19 protein-coding genes are annotated in these 16,133 nt (G+C 72.3%); 6 read left to right on the top strand and 13 right to left on the bottom strand.

All coding sequences use genetic code 11. The features are described 5' to 3' along the window. Window positions 1-6 precede the first annotated feature (6 nt). Window positions 7-816 (bottom strand): AI-2E family transporter, encoded by an 810-nt coding sequence (locus ACFUUZ_RS28080; protein WP_378701388.1) that lies wholly within the window; start codon window positions 814-816, stop codon window positions 7-9. Between the two features lie 68 nt (window positions 817-884). Further along, window positions 885-1,937, bottom strand: coding sequence for an NAD(P)-dependent alcohol dehydrogenase (locus tag ACFUUZ_RS28075; RefSeq protein ID WP_378701366.1), 1,053 nt, complete (start codon window positions 1,935-1,937; stop codon window positions 885-887). Window positions 1,938-2,054: 117 nt separating this feature from the next. On the opposite strand from ACFUUZ_RS28075, the gene ACFUUZ_RS28070 reads away from it, so the two are divergent. Beyond that, window positions 2,055-3,158 carry a S1C family serine protease gene (locus tag ACFUUZ_RS28070; protein WP_378701364.1) on the top strand — a complete coding sequence of 368 codons (1,104 nt, stop codon included), beginning with the start codon at window positions 2,055-2,057 and terminating at the stop codon, window positions 3,156-3,158. A 4-nt stretch (window positions 3,159-3,162) separates the two neighbouring features. Here the strand turns inward: ACFUUZ_RS28070 and ACFUUZ_RS28065 are convergent, their stop codons facing one another. From ACFUUZ_RS28065 to ACFUUZ_RS28035, 7 genes are all read right to left on the bottom strand, one after another. Then, window positions 3,163-3,729: a vitamin K epoxide reductase family protein gene (locus tag ACFUUZ_RS28065; RefSeq protein ID WP_378701362.1), complete on the bottom strand. Its 567-nt coding sequence runs from the start codon at window positions 3,727-3,729 to the stop codon at window positions 3,163-3,165. Continuing rightward, on the bottom strand, window positions 3,726-4,469 hold the full coding sequence (locus ACFUUZ_RS28060) for a DsbA family protein (RefSeq protein ID WP_378701360.1): 744 nt from the start codon (window positions 4,467-4,469) through the stop codon (window positions 3,726-3,728). The genes ACFUUZ_RS28065 and ACFUUZ_RS28060 overlap by 4 nt, the downstream gene beginning before the upstream one ends. Window positions 4,470-4,631: 162 nt before the next feature. Further along, entirely contained in the window at window positions 4,632-5,129 is a 498-nt protein-coding gene (locus ACFUUZ_RS28055) for an excalibur calcium-binding domain-containing protein (RefSeq protein WP_378701358.1), read from the bottom strand. 87 nt (window positions 5,130-5,216) lie between these two features. After that, complete coding sequence (locus ACFUUZ_RS28050) at window positions 5,217-6,062, bottom strand: polyphosphate kinase 2 family protein (protein WP_378701356.1); 846 nt, start codon at window positions 6,060-6,062, stop codon at window positions 5,217-5,219. A gap of 30 nt (window positions 6,063-6,092) precedes the next feature. After that, window positions 6,093-6,851 (bottom strand): ESX secretion-associated protein EspG, encoded by a 759-nt coding sequence (locus ACFUUZ_RS28045; protein WP_378701354.1) that lies wholly within the window; start codon window positions 6,849-6,851, stop codon window positions 6,093-6,095. Further along, window positions 6,848-7,471, bottom strand: coding sequence for a hypothetical protein (locus ACFUUZ_RS28040; protein WP_378701352.1), 624 nt, complete (start codon window positions 7,469-7,471; stop codon window positions 6,848-6,850). Before ACFUUZ_RS28040 ends, ACFUUZ_RS28045 begins: the two co-directional genes overlap by 4 nt. A 34-nt stretch (window positions 7,472-7,505) precedes the next feature. After that, on the bottom strand, window positions 7,506-7,886 hold the full coding sequence (locus ACFUUZ_RS28035; RefSeq protein WP_378701350.1) for a hypothetical protein: 381 nt from the start codon (window positions 7,884-7,886) through the stop codon (window positions 7,506-7,508). A gap of 150 nt (window positions 7,887-8,036) precedes the next feature. Between ACFUUZ_RS28035 and ACFUUZ_RS28030 the strand changes: the two genes are divergently transcribed. Beyond that, window positions 8,037-8,831 carry a GntR family transcriptional regulator gene (locus tag ACFUUZ_RS28030; protein ID WP_378701348.1) on the top strand — a complete coding sequence of 265 codons (795 nt, stop codon included), beginning with the start codon at window positions 8,037-8,039 and terminating at the stop codon, window positions 8,829-8,831. A gap of 106 nt (window positions 8,832-8,937) precedes the next feature. Continuing rightward, complete coding sequence (locus ACFUUZ_RS28025) at window positions 8,938-9,111, top strand: hypothetical protein (RefSeq protein WP_378701347.1); 174 nt, start codon at window positions 8,938-8,940, stop codon at window positions 9,109-9,111. Between the two features lie 80 nt (window positions 9,112-9,191). Here the strand turns inward: ACFUUZ_RS28025 and ACFUUZ_RS28020 are convergent, their stop codons facing one another. The 4 genes from ACFUUZ_RS28020 to ACFUUZ_RS28005 all read right to left on the bottom strand — a co-directional run bounded on the left by ACFUUZ_RS28020 (window position 9,192) and on the right by ACFUUZ_RS28005 (window position 13,332). Further along, complete coding sequence (locus tag ACFUUZ_RS28020) at window positions 9,192-9,824, bottom strand: class I SAM-dependent methyltransferase (RefSeq protein ID WP_378701345.1); 633 nt, start codon at window positions 9,822-9,824, stop codon at window positions 9,192-9,194. Then, on the bottom strand, window positions 9,821-11,074 hold the full coding sequence (locus ACFUUZ_RS28015; RefSeq protein WP_378701343.1) for a saccharopine dehydrogenase family protein: 1,254 nt from the start codon (window positions 11,072-11,074) through the stop codon (window positions 9,821-9,823). The genes ACFUUZ_RS28020 and ACFUUZ_RS28015 overlap by 4 nt, the downstream gene beginning before the upstream one ends. A gap of 33 nt (window positions 11,075-11,107) precedes the next feature. After that, a complete protein-coding gene (locus ACFUUZ_RS28010; protein ID WP_378701341.1) occupies window positions 11,108-12,532 on the bottom strand; it encodes an ABC1 kinase family protein in 1,425 nt (474 codons plus the stop codon). 125 nt (window positions 12,533-12,657) lie between these two features. Beyond that, the gene (locus ACFUUZ_RS28005) at window positions 12,658-13,332 is read right to left on the bottom strand and encodes a TetR/AcrR family transcriptional regulator (RefSeq protein ID WP_378701386.1); all 675 of its coding nucleotides are present in this window, start codon (window positions 13,330-13,332) and stop codon (window positions 12,658-12,660) included. A 204-nt stretch (window positions 13,333-13,536) separates the two neighbouring features. Between ACFUUZ_RS28005 and ACFUUZ_RS28000 the strand changes: the two genes are divergently transcribed. From ACFUUZ_RS28000 to ACFUUZ_RS27990, 3 genes are all read left to right on the top strand, one after another. Beyond that, entirely contained in the window at window positions 13,537-14,868 is a 1,332-nt protein-coding gene (locus ACFUUZ_RS28000) for a DUF445 domain-containing protein (protein ID WP_378701339.1), read from the top strand. Between the two features lie 85 nt (window positions 14,869-14,953). Continuing rightward, window positions 14,954-15,436 carry a helix-turn-helix domain-containing protein gene (locus ACFUUZ_RS27995; RefSeq protein WP_378701337.1) on the top strand — a complete coding sequence of 161 codons (483 nt, stop codon included), beginning with the start codon at window positions 14,954-14,956 and terminating at the stop codon, window positions 15,434-15,436. After that, on the top strand, window positions 15,433-16,086 hold the full coding sequence (locus ACFUUZ_RS27990) for a heparin-binding hemagglutinin (protein WP_378701335.1): 654 nt from the start codon (window positions 15,433-15,435) through the stop codon (window positions 16,084-16,086). Before ACFUUZ_RS27995 ends, ACFUUZ_RS27990 begins: the two co-directional genes overlap by 4 nt. The last annotated feature ends 47 nt before the right edge of the window (window positions 16,087-16,133 follow it).

The raw sequence follows: 16,133 nt of genomic DNA, 5'->3' as shown, positions 1-16,133 counted from the left end.
GCTCGATCAGGGCTGCCGACGCAGGCGCAGCAGGTCGGCGATGTGGGTGAGGCAGGGGCCGAGTCTGCGGGCTGGGGTGGGCGGGTCGGGGGTGACGGCGGCTTCCGGCCGCACCTCGTACCGCCGGATGTAGGCCCCGGCGAACCCCTGCACCGTCGCGGTGACCGGAATGGCGAGCAGGGCGCCGGTGGGGCCGAGCAGCGCCGCGCCCGCGATGACGGCGCCGAAGGCGACGGCGGGGTGCATGTCGAGGGTGGTCGCGGTGACCCGCGGCTGCAGGACGTAGTTCTCGAACTGCTGGTAGAGCACGATGAAGCCGAGCAGCCAGAGCGCATTGACCGGCTCGTACACCAGCGCGACGAGCACCGGGAGCGCGCCGGCCAGGTAGGTGCCGACGGTGGGCACGAACTGCGAGACCACACCGACCCAGAGCGCCAGCGCGAAGGCCGACGGCACGTCCAGGACGCGCATGGCGACGTAGTGCGCGAGCGTCGAGGACTCGTACGCCTGCTTCCAGTAGCGGTCCTTGTGCAGCCCGTGCCCGGCGATGCCGACCACGGCCCGCACCCGCTCCGGGTGATCCAGGGCGTACCGCACCGCCAGATCCGAACCCCAGGAGTGACCGGCGACCACCCACCCCTCGATCCCCGCCGCCCGCCGCACCGCCTCCAGATCGGCCACAGCCTGCCGCAGGTTGTGCGGGCCGCCGCCGGAACGCCCGACGCCGCGCGGCTCGGGGCACCACGTGCGCATTCCCCGCGGTGTCTGCCGTCGGTCTGCCAGATAGTGCACGCAGCCGGGGCCGCCGGAGAGCAGAAGGACGTCGGGCCCAGTGCCGAAGACGTCGATGTGCAGCCGGGCGCCGTCCTCGGCGGTGACTTCGCTCAGATCGTCCCCGCGTCGATCACGAACCGGTACTGCACGTCGCTGGCGACGACCCGGTCGTAGGCCGCGTCGATCTCGTCGACGGAGATCAACTCGATCTCCGCGCCGATTCCGTGCTTGGCGCAGAAGTTCAGCATCTCCTGGGTCTCGGCGATGCCGCCGATCATCGAGCCGGAGAGCGAGCGGCGGTAGCTGGCCAGCAGGTACGGGCGGATGCTCGCCGGGTTCTCGGGCAGGCCGAGCGCGACGAGGGTGCCGTCGACCTTCAGCAGCTTGAGGTAGTTGTCCAGGGGGAGGTCGGCGGAGACGGTGTTGAGGATGAGGTCGAAGCGGTTGCGCAGGTCCTTGAAGGTCTGCTTCTCGGCGGTGGCGTAGTAGCCGGTGGCGCCGAGCCGGAGCCCGTCGTCGCGCTTGCGCAGCGACTGGCTGAGCACCGTCACCTCGGCGCCGAGCGCGGCGGCGATCTTCACCCCGACGTGCCCGAGCCCGCCCATGCCGATGATCGCCACCTGTTTGCCCGGCCCGGCGTTCCAGTGCCGCAGCGGGGAGTAGGTGGTGATGCCCGCGCAGAGCAGGGGGGCCGCGACGTCGAGGCCGATGCCCTCCGGGATGGACAGCACGAAGCTCTCGGTGACCACGATCTGCGTGGCGTACCCGCCGAGCGTGACCCCGCCCGGCTGCACCGCCTCGTCGACCGGGGTGTTGTAGGTCATGACGGCGCCGCGCTCGCAGTACTGCTCGTTGCCGTCCAGGCAGGGGGCGCAGCGGCCGCAGGAGTCGACCATGCAGCCGACGCCGACCCGGTCGCCGACGGCGTGCCTGGTGACGGCGGAGCCGACCGCGGCCACGATGCCCGCGATCTCGTGGCCGGGCACGCAGGGGTACTTGGCGCCGCCCCACTCGTTGCGGGCGGTGTGGATGTCGGAGTGGCAGATGCCCGCGTACTTCACGTCGATCAGGACGTCGTGCGGGCCGAGCTCGCGGCGCTCGATGGTGACCTTCTCGAACGGCCCGGCGGGGTCCGACATGGCGTAGGCGGCAGCGGTGCTCATGCGTACATGCCTACCGTCGCATGCTGCGGTTTGCCAACCGGCCGCTCCGCTCGGGGGGTGCGGTCCGCCCGCAGCGGCCACAATGGAGACTTCGAGCCGGCCGGAGATGGGACGACCATGGACGACGGATGGCAGCCGCGCGACCCCGAACGCGGCGGGCGCGGCGCCGCGCTGCTCCTGGTGGTGGCGCTGGCGCTCGCCGGGTTCGTCGGTTTCCGCGCCGACCTGCTCGACGCCTTCACCGGGCCGGAGCGGGTGCCCGCCGCGGTCGCGCCGCCCGCGCCGCCGCTGGACCCGGTCGCGGTGGCGGCGGCGGTCGGCCCGGCGCTGGTGAACATCGCGGTCACGCTGCGGCCGTTCGGCGCGGCGGCGGCGGGCTCCGGGATCGTGCTCGGGCCGGAGGGTGAGGTGCTCACCAGCCACCATGTGATCAAGGGTGCGGAATCGGTGCTGGTCACCGATGTGGGGACGGGTGTGGAGTACGCGGCGGAGGTGCTCGGCTACGACGCCACCGCCGATATCGCGCTGCTCGCGCTCACCGGCGCGGGCGGGCTGCCGAGCGCGCGGCTCGGCTCCTCCGCCCGGCTGCGGCTGCGCGACGAGGTGCTCGCGCTGGGCAATGCCGGCGGGGTGGGCGGGGCGCCGACCGCGGTCGCGGGCCGGATCACCGACCTGAACAGCACCATCGTCGCGCAGAACTCCGCCGACTTCTCCCGGCTGGCGCTGCGCGGCATGGTCGAGGTGGCGGCGGCGGTGACCGCGGGGCAGTCCGGCGGGGCGCTGGCCGACCGCAACGGCGAGGTGATCGGGGTGATCACCGCGGCCTCCGGCCCGGCCGAGGAGCCGCTGCCCGCCGGGCAGCAGCCGAACGGGTACGCGGTGCCGATCGACAAGGCCATGGCCGTGGTGCGGCAGATCCGCGCTGGGGTCTCCGCGGGGGCGGTGCACGTCGGCCCGACCGCGACGCTCGGCGTGCTGATCTCCGACGCCGCGGGCGGCGCCCGACTGGACGTGGTGCTCTACGGCACCCCGGCCTGGAACGCCGGGCTCGCCGACGGCAGCGTGGTGGTCGCGGTGGACGGCAAGCCCACCGCGGGCGCGACCGCGCTGCGCGCCGAGATCGACGCCAGGCGCCCGGCCGACGTGGTCCGGCTGGAGGTGCTGGAGAACGGCGTCCGCCGGGTCGTCGAGGTGGTGCTGGCCGAGAGCCCGCCGCGCTGAGCGCTCAGGCCAGCGACAGCCAGTAGTCCTGGAAGCGCAGGAAGACCAGGACCAGCACGGTCGCGTAGAACACCGCGACGAAGGTCCAGCGCCACTCCGCCAGGATCCGCAGCGGCCCGGCGGAGCGCCCCCACAGCTGCTCGGTGACGACCGCGAACAGCGGCGTGATGATCGCCCACACCACCAGGCAGTACGGGCACAGCGCATTGATCCGGTACAGGCTCTGGAAGATCAGCCAGCCGACGAAGACCAGGCCGAGCGCGGTGCCGAGCCAGAGCCCGCCCCAGATCCAGCGTGGGAAGGCGATGCCGGCCACCGAGAGCAGCCCGAGCGTGACCACGACCGAGAAGCCGACCACGCCGATCAGCGGATTCGGGAAGCCGAAGAGCGCCGCCTGCTCGGTGGTCATCACCGAACCGCAGGAGAGCACCGGGTTGAAGCTGCACGACGGCGTGTAGCCGGGGTCGGTGAAGAGCTTGAAGCGCTCCACGGTCAGCGCTACCGCCGCCAGCCAGCCGAGCACCCCGGCGAGCAGCAGAATCCAGGCGGACCGGGGCGGTGCCGCGGTCACTGCGCGGCGGTGATCGCGCCGGCCAGCTGGTCCGGGGTGACCTGGGTGCCGTTCACGAACACCGACGGGGTGGACTGCACGCCGCTGTTCAGGGTGTCGTCGGTGCGGGCCGCGACGTACTTGTCGTAGGTGCGGTCGGTGATGCACTGCTCGATCGACGGGTCGGTGTAGCCGACGGCCTGCGCGATCTGCAGCAGCGAGGCGTCCGGCAGGCCGGCGCCGCCCTCGCTGGGCTGCTGGGCGTACATGGTCTTCAGCCAGCTCTGGAACTTGGCCGGGTCGGTGCCCGCGACGCAGTAGGCGGCGTTGGCGGCGCGCGAGGAGTACTCGGTGGTGGAGGCGCGGTCCAGGAAGGCGATGATGTTGTACTCGACGGCGGCAGTGCCGTTGTCCACGGCGTCTTCGAGGACCTGGCCGTACTGGGCCTCGAAGGCCTTGCAGGCGGGGCACTGCAGGTCGGCGACGACGCGCACGGTGGTCGTCGCGTCCGGCTTGCCGATCCGGATGTAGCCGCTGTCGGTGATGGTGCCGGTGATGCCCGCCGGGTTCTGCGGGGCGCCCGCGGCGATGGTGGGGGTGGGGCCCTCGTCGTTGTTCGCGGCGTTCTTGATGGCGATGCTGATGCCGATGGCGGCCACCAGCCCGACCAGCACGACCGCGACCGCGACCTGGATGAGGAGCTTGCGCTTGCGGTCGGCGCGCTCCGCGGCCGCCAGCGGGTTGTTGCTTCCCTTGCTCACCGTGCGTTCACCACGCCTTTCGTCGGGTCTTGCGATCGCTGCCGCACCGATCGTAGTTCCGCGCCGGGAAGGCGGGCCGGGGGCATCGTGCCCCATCCTGGCGCAGTGACCTGAGATTTTCCGTAGTCGAAAGGAGGCGGGCTCGGTGCCGTTGGTCACCGGTCAGGTTTCGCAGGCGACTCCGTCGCCGTCGCGATCGAGGTCGCTGCGGTAGCCGGGCTCGCCGCTGTGCAGTGGCGCGGCGCCTGCCGCGCGGGCCGCCGCGCAGTTGCGGTAGTAGGCGCTCGGGGCCTGGGTGGGTTGCGGCGTCTCCAGCTGCGGTGCTGGCGGCACCGCCACGGTCGTCGGCACGGCCACCGGCGGCGGCGGGGCAGGCATCCACGTGGTGGTCGGCAGGGCTACCGGCGGCGGGGCAGGCGCCTGCGTGGTGGTGGGCACCGGCGGGGTGGTGGGCTGCACCCGCGTCGTTGTGGTCGGGCTCGGCGTCGTGGTGGTCGGCGCAGGCGTCGTGCTCGACGCCGAGGTACCGGCCACCGATGTCGTGCTCGGCGGCCGCGTCGTGCTCGCCGCCCGCTGCTGCGTCGCCTCGCCGCCACACCCCACCGCGGCCAGCACCGCGAATCCGGCCAACCCGATTCCGATCCCTCGCAGAGTCCCCATGGACGGAGCGTGGCAGTTCGGCCAGGTACGGCGACGGGCTTCGACCGCCGATGCGGGCTCCGGCCGGGAACCGGTCGGTACGAGTTGCTACGCGGTTTCCAACCTCTGCAACTGCTCCGCGACATCGAACTTGGCCGCGGGCCAGTGCAGGTCGAGGGCGGTGAGGGCGTCGATGAGGAGCTCGGTGACGGCGAGGCGGGAGAACCATTTGCGGTCGGAGGGGATGACGTGCCACGGCGCGTACTCGGTGCTGGTGCGGTCGAGCATGGCCTGGTAAGCGGCCTGGTACTGGGGCCAGTAGGCGCGCTCGTCGATGTCGCTGGGGTTGAACTTCCAGTACTTGTCGGGGCGCTGCAGCCGCTCGCGGAGCCGCTTCTTCTGCTCGTCGAGGGAGACGAACATGGCGACCTTGACGATGGTGGTCCCCTCGTCGACCAGCCCGCGCTCGAACTCGTTGATCTCGTCGTAGCGCGGCTCCCACTCGGTGGGCGGCACCAGGTCGTGCACCCGGACCACCAGGACGTCCTCGTAGTGCGAGCGGTCGAAGACGCCGAGCTGGCCGCCGCGCGGCAGCGCCTTGCGGATCCGCCACAGGTAGTGGTGGCGCTGCTCCTCCGGGGTGGGCACGCCGAAGGAGGCGTGGTCGACGCCCTGCGGGTCGACCGAGCCGATCACGTGCCTGACGATGCCGCCCTTGCCCGCGGTGTCCATGCCCTGCAGGACCAGCAGCACATTGCGGTGGTCACCGGAGCGGCCGTTGGCGTACAGCTTCTCCTGCAGCTTCGAGAGCACCTCGCCGCGTTCGGTGAGCAGCAGCTGCCCGGCGGCCTTGTCGCCGGTGAAGCCCGGCGTCGCCGAGGTGTCCAGGTCGGCGACGCGCAGGCCGTCGGCTCGCAGTGCTTCGGCGGCGGGCGTTGTCCAGTTCGGCGACATCCCCCACACCTACCACGAGCGCGTCCCGGCTCACCGGATCTGGGCCAACCGGGTCAGCTGCGCGGCGAACTCGGCGTCGCCGACCGGGGTCAGGGTGAGGTCGTGCGCGGTGGTGAGCAGGTAGCGGCCGTCGCCGCTGAGGTCGAGCCAGCTGCGGTGCCTGGTCGGCGGCGACATGGGGTCGTCCGGCGCGACCGTGACGGTGACGAAGCCGCGGCCGTCGACCGGGCGGCGCAGCATCTTCCGGAAGTGGGCCGCGCCCCGATCCGGCTCGTCGGCGGGGTCGGGGCCGGGGCGGGCGCCGGAGCCGAAGGTCGCGGAGTGGCCGTGCAGCACGGCGTCCTGCGGTTCACGCAGCGCCGGGTTGCGGCCCGCCCGCGCCGAGCCGATCAGCTGCACCAGCCGCTCGCCGAGCGTGCGGGCGTGGCACATGACCACGGTGACCTGCCGCGGGGCGGCGGCGACGATGCTCGCGTGGTGGTGCACCACCGCCGCGTAGAGCAGGATCCGCTCGGTGTGCGGCGCGCTCCCGTTGTTCCGGCTGCGCACGGTGCGCTCGCCGGACACGGTGACGGTGGTGGCGTCCGGGCGGGCGCAGACCATGAGCGCGGCCGCCAGGTCGGGGTCGGCCTGGCGCGGGAAGCGCTGCGGGAGGCGCAGGGCCGCGTGCTCGCGCTCGCTGCGGGCGGTCCCGGCGGGCGCCATGTTGATCGGGTACGGACGGCGGTCGAGGCCGGTCTCGTTCTCCCAGACGTAGCTGAACTCGTCCGGGTCGAGCACCCACTTCACCGCGCGCCGTCCGGGCCCGCGGGCGGCACGGTGAAGCGGGGGACCGCGTCGCCGGTTGCGGGCATGGTGGGGGTGTAGACGTTGGTCATGGTGTCCTGCGCGTCGGCGAGCGCCGTCGCGGCGATGACCTCGTGCTCCATCCGCCTGCGGCCGCCGTGCACCGCCTCGGCCACCGGGTCGGGCAGCGCGTGGTACTCCGGGGGCGGGGTGATCGCGGCGCGGACGGTCTGCGCCGCCTCGGCATTCAGCTCGAGCAGCCGCTGGATGGTGCGGCAGACGTCGCTCGCCGCGCTGCCCGCCGCGGTGAACTCCCTGGTCGCCGCGGCGGCCGCGGTCGCCGACTGCCCGGACCAGCGGGCGAAGAGCGGTGCGGTGGTGTCGGCGAAGGACTGGAAGGCCGCGCCGAGCGCGTCCGCCGCGCCCTGCCAACCGGTCGCGGCGCGGCCGAGCGCGGCCGGGTCGAGCTGCTCGTGCACCAGCTCCCAGATCTCCCGGTGCTGGTAGCCGGCGAAGCGCTCGCGGATCGGGGCGTAGGGCGGGTCGGTGGCGCCCGCGCCGCTCAGCGCGCGGCTGCGCACCCCGATGGCGTCGGCGGCGGCCCGCGCCGCGTGGTCGGCCACGGTCCCGCCTAGTTCCCCGCCGCGGCGGAGCCGTTCACGATTTGCTCCCGGCCAGGGCGAAGGCCGCGCCCGCGGCCGCCTCGGCGTCGGCGAAGCGGCGACCCGCGGCCAGGTACGCGGCTTTGTAGAGCAGTGCCGTCTGCTGGAAGGCGGTCACCGTGGCGAGGAACTCCTGCCCCTTGGCGCCGAACCCGCGCGCCAGCCCGCTCCCGGTGGGCAGGGCGGGGAAGCCGCGCACGGCCTCCAACCCCTGCCCGCGCTCGGCGATCCGGCCCAGCTCGGCGACCAAGTCGTCGCAGGCGGCGGCGAGCCCGCTCGCGACATCGGAGTCCAGCGCCACCACACCGGGGTCGCCCTCCCTGGCCGCCGCGTAGAGCGCGCGCGCCGCCGACTGCCCGGTATCCGGAATTCCCATGTGGCCAACCCCTCTGGCGTTACCCCTGCTCATCCGCACTGTACCGGCGGGTACGCACCGGTGGTCGGCGGAAATCGCCGGTGTCGGGTGATCTGGCGCACCGGGCCTGTCGCCTAGACTGGCGCCGGTCGGTCGAGGGGGAGGGAAATCGTGAGCGAGGCTGCCGAAAATCCGGCGCTGCCCAAGTATTTGCAGATCGCGAAGCACTTCGCCACCCGAATCGAGGAGGGGGAGCTGCCCCCGGGCGCCGAGGTGCCGTCGGAGCGGGAGCTGGCCGCGCAGTGGGGCGTCGCGCGGCTCACCGCCAATAAGGCGCTGCGCGAGCTGCGCAGGCTCGGGCTGGTCGAAACCCGCCCGCAGTCGGGGAGTTTCGTCATGGAGCGCGCCGTGGCGGCGATCGCGCGGGACGAGCCGGGGCTACACCTGGGTTATCCGGGCGACGGCTACCGCTGGCCCGCGCTCGGCGCCACCCCGGACGTGGTGGCCGACGCCGAGCCGGGGCTCGCGGGCGGCGCGGGCACCGACCCCGCCGTGCTGCTGCTCCGGGCGGGCGCCGAGCCCGCGCCGGACGCGCTGCGGGCGGAGTTCACCGGCGCGGGGATGCTGGTGGCGCGAATCCGCCTCGTGCGCGGTGCCTCCGGGGTCGCGGCGCTGGTGACCTCGTGGTTCGCGCCCGGCCTCGCCGAGCGGGCGCCGCTGCTGGCGCGGGCCGAGGCGCTGCCCGGCGGCTCCGGCCGGTACCTGGCCGAGGTGGCCGGGGTGCGGGTGGCATTCGGCCACGACCGGGTCACTGCGCGGCTGGCGAGCGCCTTCGAGCGCGAGCAGCTCGGGCTGCCCGATCCGGCCGCGGTGCTGGTGCGCCGCTCCGCCAGGTACACCGCCGACGGCGTGCTGGTGCGGGTGGACGACGTTGTCCAGCAACCGGATCGCTGGTTCGGCGCCTGACGCGCCGACGACACGCCGTCACCGCATTGACACCACCCGGGGCAGCGCTGGAACAATCCAACCGGGCTCTGGCGCAGCCCGTCCAAGGGGAGTGGGGAGGGGTGCGATGTTCGATCCATTGACCGTCGGCGGCTGGCTGATCGTCGACGAGCGGTGCGCGGTCCGGCGCGGCCGCGATGCCAGACCGGGCCACGTGACCTTCGTCTTCGACGGCGGCGCAACCGAATTCGAGCTGACCCTGGCGCCGGCCATTCTGCGTCGCATGGTCGAGCTCTGTTGAATTTGCCCGGCTTCGCCGGGCGAGTTCGCCGCCCTGCGGGACGGGCGGCGAACGGGCTCGTAAGACTCGCCCTGCGGGCGCTAGGCGGGGCGGGTGGCGCTGACGTACTGGAGGAGGCGGTGGACCTGCTGGTCCACCTCGGTCAGCCCGTGCTCGGCGAAGAGCGCGGGGAAGGTGGCGGTGTCGAAGACGCGCAACCCGCCCGCGCCGCCGACCGCGGTGCTCACCGCCCCGAACCAGCCGGGAGTGCGGTGGCTGGTGCTGATCGCGATCCGCCCGCCGGGCGCGAGCACCCGGATCATCTCGCGGGTGGCGCGGATCGGGTCGGGGATGAGGTAGAGCGCGCCGAAGCAGCAGACGGCGTCGAAGCTGCCGTCCGCGAAGGGCAGGGTGCGGGCGTCGCCGCGGACGTAGCCGGTGCGCGGTGCGGAGTTGTCCCTGACCGCCTGCGCGAGCATGGGCGCGGAGTAGTCGACCCCGACGACGACGCCGTCCCCGGTCAGCTCCCGGCTCAGGTACCGGGTGAAATTGCCGGGGCCGCAGGCCAGGTCGAGCACCCGCTTGGGGCCGGCGAGCCGCAGCGTGCACGCCGCGTCCCGCCGGTCGGTGTCCATGCTGCGGCCACTGGCCAGGTAGAACAGCGCCGGGCGCCACGCCCGCTCATAGACGGCGGCGAGCGCGGGCGCGTTCATGGCGCGGCGGGCGAGGTTCACCGGACCGGCTCGACCTCGATGGTCATCCCGGCCGCGCGCAGCCGGTCGGTGAGCGCGTCACCGACGGCGGCGGCCGGGGTAAGGATGCCGGTCAGCTCGCTCTGCTTCTCCCGGTCGAAGGCGAGCGCCAGCCCCGTCTCGGCGAACATCACCGCGGTGGCCTGGTAGCCGGGGTCGCCCTTGCCCTCGAAGGTGGCCAGGTAGGTGGTGCCGGAGGTGGTGTTCGCGTAGGTCTTCATCCGGAACCAGCCGTTCACCCTGGTCTTCTCGCTGGGGCCGGTGCCGGGCGCGGGCAGCACCTTGTCGAGCACCTTGCGCCCCACCCCGGACCGGCTCAGCACCGCGGTGGTCGCCACCCCGGCGGCGGTGCCGCCCGCCAGCGCGGCCGCGACCACGGGGGCGAGCGGCGAGCGGCCCGCGGTCATCACCTCGCGGTACCGGAAGTTCTTGCCGTACACCCAGCCGAGCAGGCCGTTGCTGCGCCGCACGATCTTGGTGTTGTGCGCCGCCATGACGAAGGTGCCGACCCAGCCGGGCAGCCCGGGGTGGATGGCGCTCGCGCGCTGCAGGGTCTGGTCGGTCTGCCTGCCGACCTTGGGCTCGCGCTCGGTGTCCGGGCTGAGCGCGTACGGGTGGGTGAGCAGCTTCGCCTTGGCCGGGTCGTTCGCGGCCTCCTCGACCATGGCACGCAGCGAGTCGACGGTGCCGCCGCTGACCCCGCCCTTGACCGCGGCGATCAGGGTGACGTCGGTGAGCTCGCCGGTGTTGTCCGCGACGGTCCGCTTGTACAGCTGGTACACGCTCAGGTCGGAGGGCACCGAGTCGTAGCCGCAGGAGTTCACGATCTTGGCCCCGCTGGCCACCGCGATGTCCTGGTACCGGTCGATGGCCTCGCGGACGAAGGGCACCTCGCCGGTCAGGTCGCCGTAGTGCGTGCCCGCGTGCGCGCAGGCCGCCACCAGCGGCATGCCGTAGCGCAGGTACGGCCCGACCGTGGTGAGCACCGCGGTGGTCCTGGCGACCATGGCGTTCAGCGTGGACGGGTCGTTCACGTCCGCCTCGATCAGCTCCCAGTCCGCGGCCACCGGCCCGAGCTCGCCGCGCAGCTGCTCCAGCTTGCTCCTGGTGCGCCCGGCCAGCCCGATCCTGGCGCCCGCGGGCGCCGCCCTGGTCAGGTACTCGGCGATGATCTTGCCGACGAAGCCGGTGGCGCCGAAGAGCACCAGGTCCAGTTCACGGGTTTCGGGCATGGGTGCGGATTCCCTTTCGATGGGCGGACGGGGTCAGGAGCGCTTGGCCTTGCGCCGCGCCGGTGGGGGCGTGGTCGGGCGACCGGCCGGGCGCTGCGCGAGCCAGGCGTGGTGCGCGGCGCCGAGCTCGGTCGCAGGCGGTTCGTCGTAGAGCCACTCGCGGGCGATGCGATGCCAGTTCGCGGCGCAGCCGAGCTGGCCGAGCATGCCGAAGGTGAGGAAGTCGGCGCGGCGGGAGAACAGGTGCTCCGGCGGCAGGTTCTGCTGCTTCATGCCCGCGAACTCACTGGCCCGCGGGTCGACCGCGAGCAGGAAGGCGCCGCTGGCGAGTTCGGGGGTGATGGCGATCTCCTCGTCCACCAGGCACCACTCGGCGGCGGAGAGCACGTACTCCAGGCACTCCTCGGCGCCGATCTCCTCGGGGGAGTCGATCACGCCGCGCTGGATCATGAGCTCGCGCAGGTCCTCGGCCCGGTCCTCGGCGGCGGCGCGCAGGCAGGTGATCTCGAACCGAACGTGGTCGGCGTCCATCCGGTTGTAGAGCCCGAAGTCGAGGAACCCGACCCGGCCGTCGGCGGCGAGCAGCACATTGCCCGGGTGCGGGTCGCCGCAGAACTCGCCGAAGGTGAACAGCGACCCCATGTAGAAGCGGTAGATGATCTCGCCGATCCGGTTCCGCTCGGCGTCCGGCAGCGCGCGCACCTCGTCGAAGCCGCGGCCATCGATGTACTCGCTGACCAGCACCCTGGTGCTGCTCAGCTCCGGAACGGCGCGCGGAACCACGATGAACGGATGGTCGGCGTAGAGCGCCGCGATCTGCTGCTGGGTCCGCGCCTCGGCGCGGTAGTCCAGCTCGCCCTCCATATTGAGCCGCAGCTCGTCCAGCACCGCGGGCGTCACCCACGGCATGGCGGACTGCAGCACCTTGCGGAACATGGCCAGGTTCTTCAGGTCGGCGCGGACCGCGGCGTCGATACCGGGGTACTGCACCTTCACCGCGACCCGGCGGCCGTCGTGCAGCGTGGCCAGGTACACCTGGCCGATCGAGGCCGCCGCCACCGGCTCCGCGCCGAACTCGGCGAAGACCTCGCCGAGCGGCCTGCCCAGGTCCTCCTCGATCACCGCGCGCATGGCCGCGAAGGAGACCGTCGGCGCGGCATTGCGGAGCACCGCGAGCCGCTGCTGGAACCGCTCCCGGTGCGCCTCAGGCACCAGGTCGAGGTCGAGCACCGACATCATCTGGCCGAGCTTCATGGCGACGCCCTTCATGGTGCCGAGCACCATGACCACCTGCTCGGTGGTGCGGATCATCGACTCCTCGGCCATCTTGGCGCGCACCGCCTCGGAGCGGCCGCGCATGGAGAGCCTGGTCCGGCGGGAGCGGATCACGGAGCCCGCCGCGACCGCGCCGAGCTTGGTGCCGCGTGCGAGCCGGGACGTCGGCACGTGCTTCGCCATCGAGTACCTCCGTTGGTGCCCGCGCGGTGACGTGGGCCACCCGCTCGGCATCAGCCTAACCGGAGCCGCCGACCTGTCGAGAATGTCTGTGACCCGGGCCACTCCAACGAAGTTACCGGTCGGTTCTACACCTGCGGCGGGTCCGGGAGGACGTGCGACTGGGCGGTGAAGAGCTCGCGCGAGCCGCCCGCCCGCGCCATGCCCTCGATGGCGCTCCAGGTCATCATGGTCAGGTAGTCGATCACCTGTTCGCGGTCCATGGTCTTGTGCGTGGTCCACCAGTGCGTGGCCAGCTGGATGCCGCCGACCAGCACGTAGGACCAGAGCATGGCGCCCTCGGTGTCGATGCCCTTCTCGGTGGCGCGCTCGGTGATCACCGCGGCGACCACCTCGGCGAAGAGCCGCTCGAACTCGGCCAGCGAGCTCTGGTCGGCCGAGCCGTTGCCCATGATGAAGCGGTAGACCTCGGGGTCCTCGTCGACCGTGCCGACGTACTCCGCCAGCGCGGAGCGGACCAGCTGGTACTCGTCGGCGTCCAGGCTGATCGCACCGTAGACCCGCGGCATCAGGGTGGTCTCGATGAAGCGCTGCATGGTGGCCCGGACCAGGTCGTTCTTGTCCGAGAAGTAGCGGTAGAGCACCGTCTTGGAGACGCCGATCTCGGCGGCGATCTCGTCCATCCCGGCGGTGCTGCCGCGCACCCGGACGGCGGCCAGCGTGCCGTCGACGAGTTCTTCGCGGCGGTCGATCTTGTGCTGGCGCCAGCGGCGTTTGCGGCCGTCCATCCGGCCGGTCCGCACCGCCGACGGTCGATCGGTCACTTCGCCGATAGCGACGAGGTCTTCGGTGGACAGCGTGACTCCTCGGTCGTGGTGTCGAGTGTGATCGGTGCCGGTGCGAGCTCCAGCCTAGTTCCCGGCGCGCGCGATAGGGGGGAATCGTCGACGATGCGGCCGGTAACACATATCCGGGCACTTCCGCCCCGAGATGGACAGAATGGACCCATGCACACAGATCCCGGCACCACGGCGGTGCTCGTTCCGGCAGGCGGCAAGCCCGCGCCCCCGGGACTCGGCAGCCTGATGGACGAGGAGGGCAAGAAGCGCGACCTGCGCCGGATGAAGGTGGTGGCGACCGGCCTGCTCGCGCTGGCCACCGTGATCTACCTGTTCTGCCGCTGGCTGGAATCGCGCGGCCAGGGCGACCCGTGGGTCGGCTACGTGCGCGCCGCGTCCGAGGCGGGCATGGTCGGCGCGCTCGCCGACTGGTTCGCGGTGACGGCGCTCTTCCGCCACCCGCTCGGGCTGCCGATCCCGCACACCGCCATCATCCGGCGGAAGAAGGACCAGCTCGGGGCCAGCCTCGGCAACTTCGTCGGCACCAACTTCCTGGCCCCGGAGGTGGTGTCGGCGCGGCTCGCCGCGGCGCGGATCTCGTTCCGGGTCGGCCGCTGGATGGCGCAGCCGGAGAACGCCGCGCGGGTCGCGCAGGAGAGCTCGACGCTGCTGCGCGCTGTGGTCGGGGCGCTGCGCGACGAAGACGTCGAGCAGATCATCGACAACACCATCGTCAAGCGGATCGCCGAGCCGCAGTGGGGCCCGCCGATCGGCCGGGTGCTCGCCGAGCTGCTCGCCGACAACCGGCAGCTGGCGCTGCTCGACCTGCTCGCCGAGCGCGCGCACCAGTGGGCGCTCGGCAGCCAGGAGACGATCGACCGGATCGTGAACCGGGACGCGCCGCAGTGGGCGCCGAAGTTCGTCAACGTCATGCTGGCCGAGCGCATCTACCGGGAGCTGGTCGAGTTCACCTGGAAGGTGCGCTCCGACCCGCAGCACGAGGTGCGGCTGGCGGCGAACAAGTTCCTGGAGGAGTTCGCGCACGACCTGCAGCACGACGAGGCCATGATCGCCAAGGCCGAGCGGGTGAAGAGCCAGGTCATGGGCCGGGCCGAGATCACCGGCATGGCCGAGGCGACCTGGCGCGCGGCCAAGCGGCTGATCCTGGAGTCGGCCGACGACCCGAACAGCACGCTGCGCCGCAAGGTGGACGAGAACGTGCGCAGGCTCGGCGAGCGGCTGCGCGACGACGAGGCGATGCGCGGCCGGGTGGACGGCTGGATCGACCGCGGCGCGCGCTACCTGGTCGGCAACTACGCGGCGGAGATCTCCACCATCGTCACCGACACCGTCGCGCGCTGGGATGCGGACGAGGCGAGCAAGAAGATCGAGGTGCAGGTCGGCCGTGACCTGCAGTTCATCCGGATCAATGGCACGGTGGTCGGCTCGCTCGCCGGGCTCGCCATCTACACCGTCTCGCACCTGATGTTCGGCGGCTGAGCTAGCACTTTCGCTAGCACGGTGCTTGCAAGAGCTAGCACCTTCCCCTACACTCGTACCCGTACAACCCACCGGAAGGTGAGTGATGGCAGAAGATCCCGAGGTGTCCGGAGCCGGCGAGAAAGCGGCACGCGTCGTCCACGCGGCGCAGGACATCGGAGGTTTCATCCGTTCGCAGCGGGAGGCCGCACAGGTCTCGTTGCGACAGCTCGCCGCTCTGGCCGGGGTGAGCAATCCGTACCTCAGCCAGATCGAGCGCGGGCTGCGCAACCCCTCCGCCGAGGTGCTCGCCCAGATCGCCAAGGCGTTGCGGGTGTCCTCGGAGGTGTTGTACGTACGGGCCGGCTTTCTCGAGCAACGGCCACACAGTCCGATCCGGGACGCCCTGCTGGCCGACACCACGATCAGTGAGCGGCAGAAGCAGGTGCTCCTGGACATCTACGAGTCGTTCCGCCGGGAGAACGGCGAGTACGGCTCGGGGACTGGCCGGGACGACGACGTTCCACGCACGAATACCGACGGCCTGTCCGAACAGGCCCCGCGGAGCCAGGAGAACGAAACACCATGACCGAGAAGAACGCCACCGTGACCAAGACCGTCTTCGCCACCGTCGGCGCCGGTGACGCCGTCTACACCGCCGTGCTCGACGCCGTCGGCCAGGTGCGCGAGCGCGCCGTCGTCGCCGATGTGCAGACCCGGGTCGACGAGGCCCGCGAGCGGCTGACCAGGGCCGAGGTGCAGGCGCAGTTCGATTCGCTGCGCACCCGGCTGTCCGGCCTCCCGTCCGAGCTGCCGGAGGACCTCGCCGCGCTGCGCGAGAAGTTCACCCCGGAGGAGCTGCGCCGGATCGCCGAGCAGTACTACCGCCAGGCGCTGGACATCTACGCCGACCTCGCCTCCCGTGGTGAGGAGACCGTGGACCGGCTGCGCACCAACCAGGTCGTCGACGAGCGCATCCAGCGCGTCGAGACCATCTACAACGACACCGTGAAGAGCGCCGAGGGCGTGGTCGGCCGGGTCAGCGACCTGCTGGGCCGCCAGGCCAAGGCCGCCGAGGAGAAGGCGGCCGAGGTCGTCGACGCCGCGCCGGTGGTCGAGGCCGAGGTCGTCTCGGTCGCGACCGACGTCGCGCCGACCGAGGGCCAGGCCCCCGCGCCGAAGAAGGCGCCCGCCAAGAAGGCGGCCCCGCGCAAGAAGGCCACCACCGACGAGGTCTGATCGACCCGCTCGATTCGGCTGCCGCGCCCCCGCGTCCTGCTCGGACG

This window comes from Nocardia sp. NPDC057353 (assembly GCF_042667085.1).
In the GTDB taxonomy this organism is placed as follows: Bacteria; Actinomycetota; Actinomycetes; order Mycobacteriales; family Mycobacteriaceae; genus Nocardia.
The sequence above is the reverse complement of the archived record's forward strand: the minus strand, read 5'-3'. Positions and strand labels throughout refer to the sequence as shown.

Excerpts from the sequence above, each read along its gene's own strand:
- ACFUUZ_RS28015 (WP_378701343.1), bottom strand. The coding sequence starts at position 11,074 with ATGCCCGAAACCCGTGAACTGGACCTGGTGCTCTTCGGCGCCACCGGC.
- ACFUUZ_RS28025 (WP_378701347.1), top strand. The coding sequence starts at position 8,938 with ATGTTCGATCCATTGACCGTCGGCGGCTGGCTGATCGTCGACGAGCGG.
- ACFUUZ_RS28070 (WP_378701364.1), top strand. The coding sequence starts at position 2,055 with ATGGACGACGGATGGCAGCCGCGCGACCCCGAACGCGGCGGGCGCGGC.
- ACFUUZ_RS28050 (WP_378701356.1), bottom strand. The coding sequence starts at position 6,062 with ATGTCGCCGAACTGGACAACGCCCGCCGCCGAAGCACTGCGAGCCGAC.
- ACFUUZ_RS28075 (WP_378701366.1), bottom strand. The coding sequence starts at position 1,937 with ATGAGCACCGCTGCCGCCTACGCCATGTCGGACCCCGCCGGGCCGTTC.
- ACFUUZ_RS27990 (WP_378701335.1), top strand. The coding sequence starts at position 15,433 with ATGACCGAGAAGAACGCCACCGTGACCAAGACCGTCTTCGCCACCGTC.
- ACFUUZ_RS28035 (WP_378701350.1), bottom strand. The coding sequence starts at position 7,886 with ATGGGAATTCCGGATACCGGGCAGTCGGCGGCGCGCGCGCTCTACGCG.
- ACFUUZ_RS28055 (WP_378701358.1), bottom strand. The coding sequence starts at position 5,129 with ATGGGGACTCTGCGAGGGATCGGAATCGGGTTGGCCGGATTCGCGGTG.
- ACFUUZ_RS28010 (WP_378701341.1), bottom strand. The coding sequence starts at position 12,532 with ATGGCGAAGCACGTGCCGACGTCCCGGCTCGCACGCGGCACCAAGCTC.
- ACFUUZ_RS28000 (WP_378701339.1), top strand. The coding sequence starts at position 13,537 with ATGCACACAGATCCCGGCACCACGGCGGTGCTCGTTCCGGCAGGCGGC.
- ACFUUZ_RS27995 (WP_378701337.1), top strand. The coding sequence starts at position 14,954 with ATGGCAGAAGATCCCGAGGTGTCCGGAGCCGGCGAGAAAGCGGCACGC.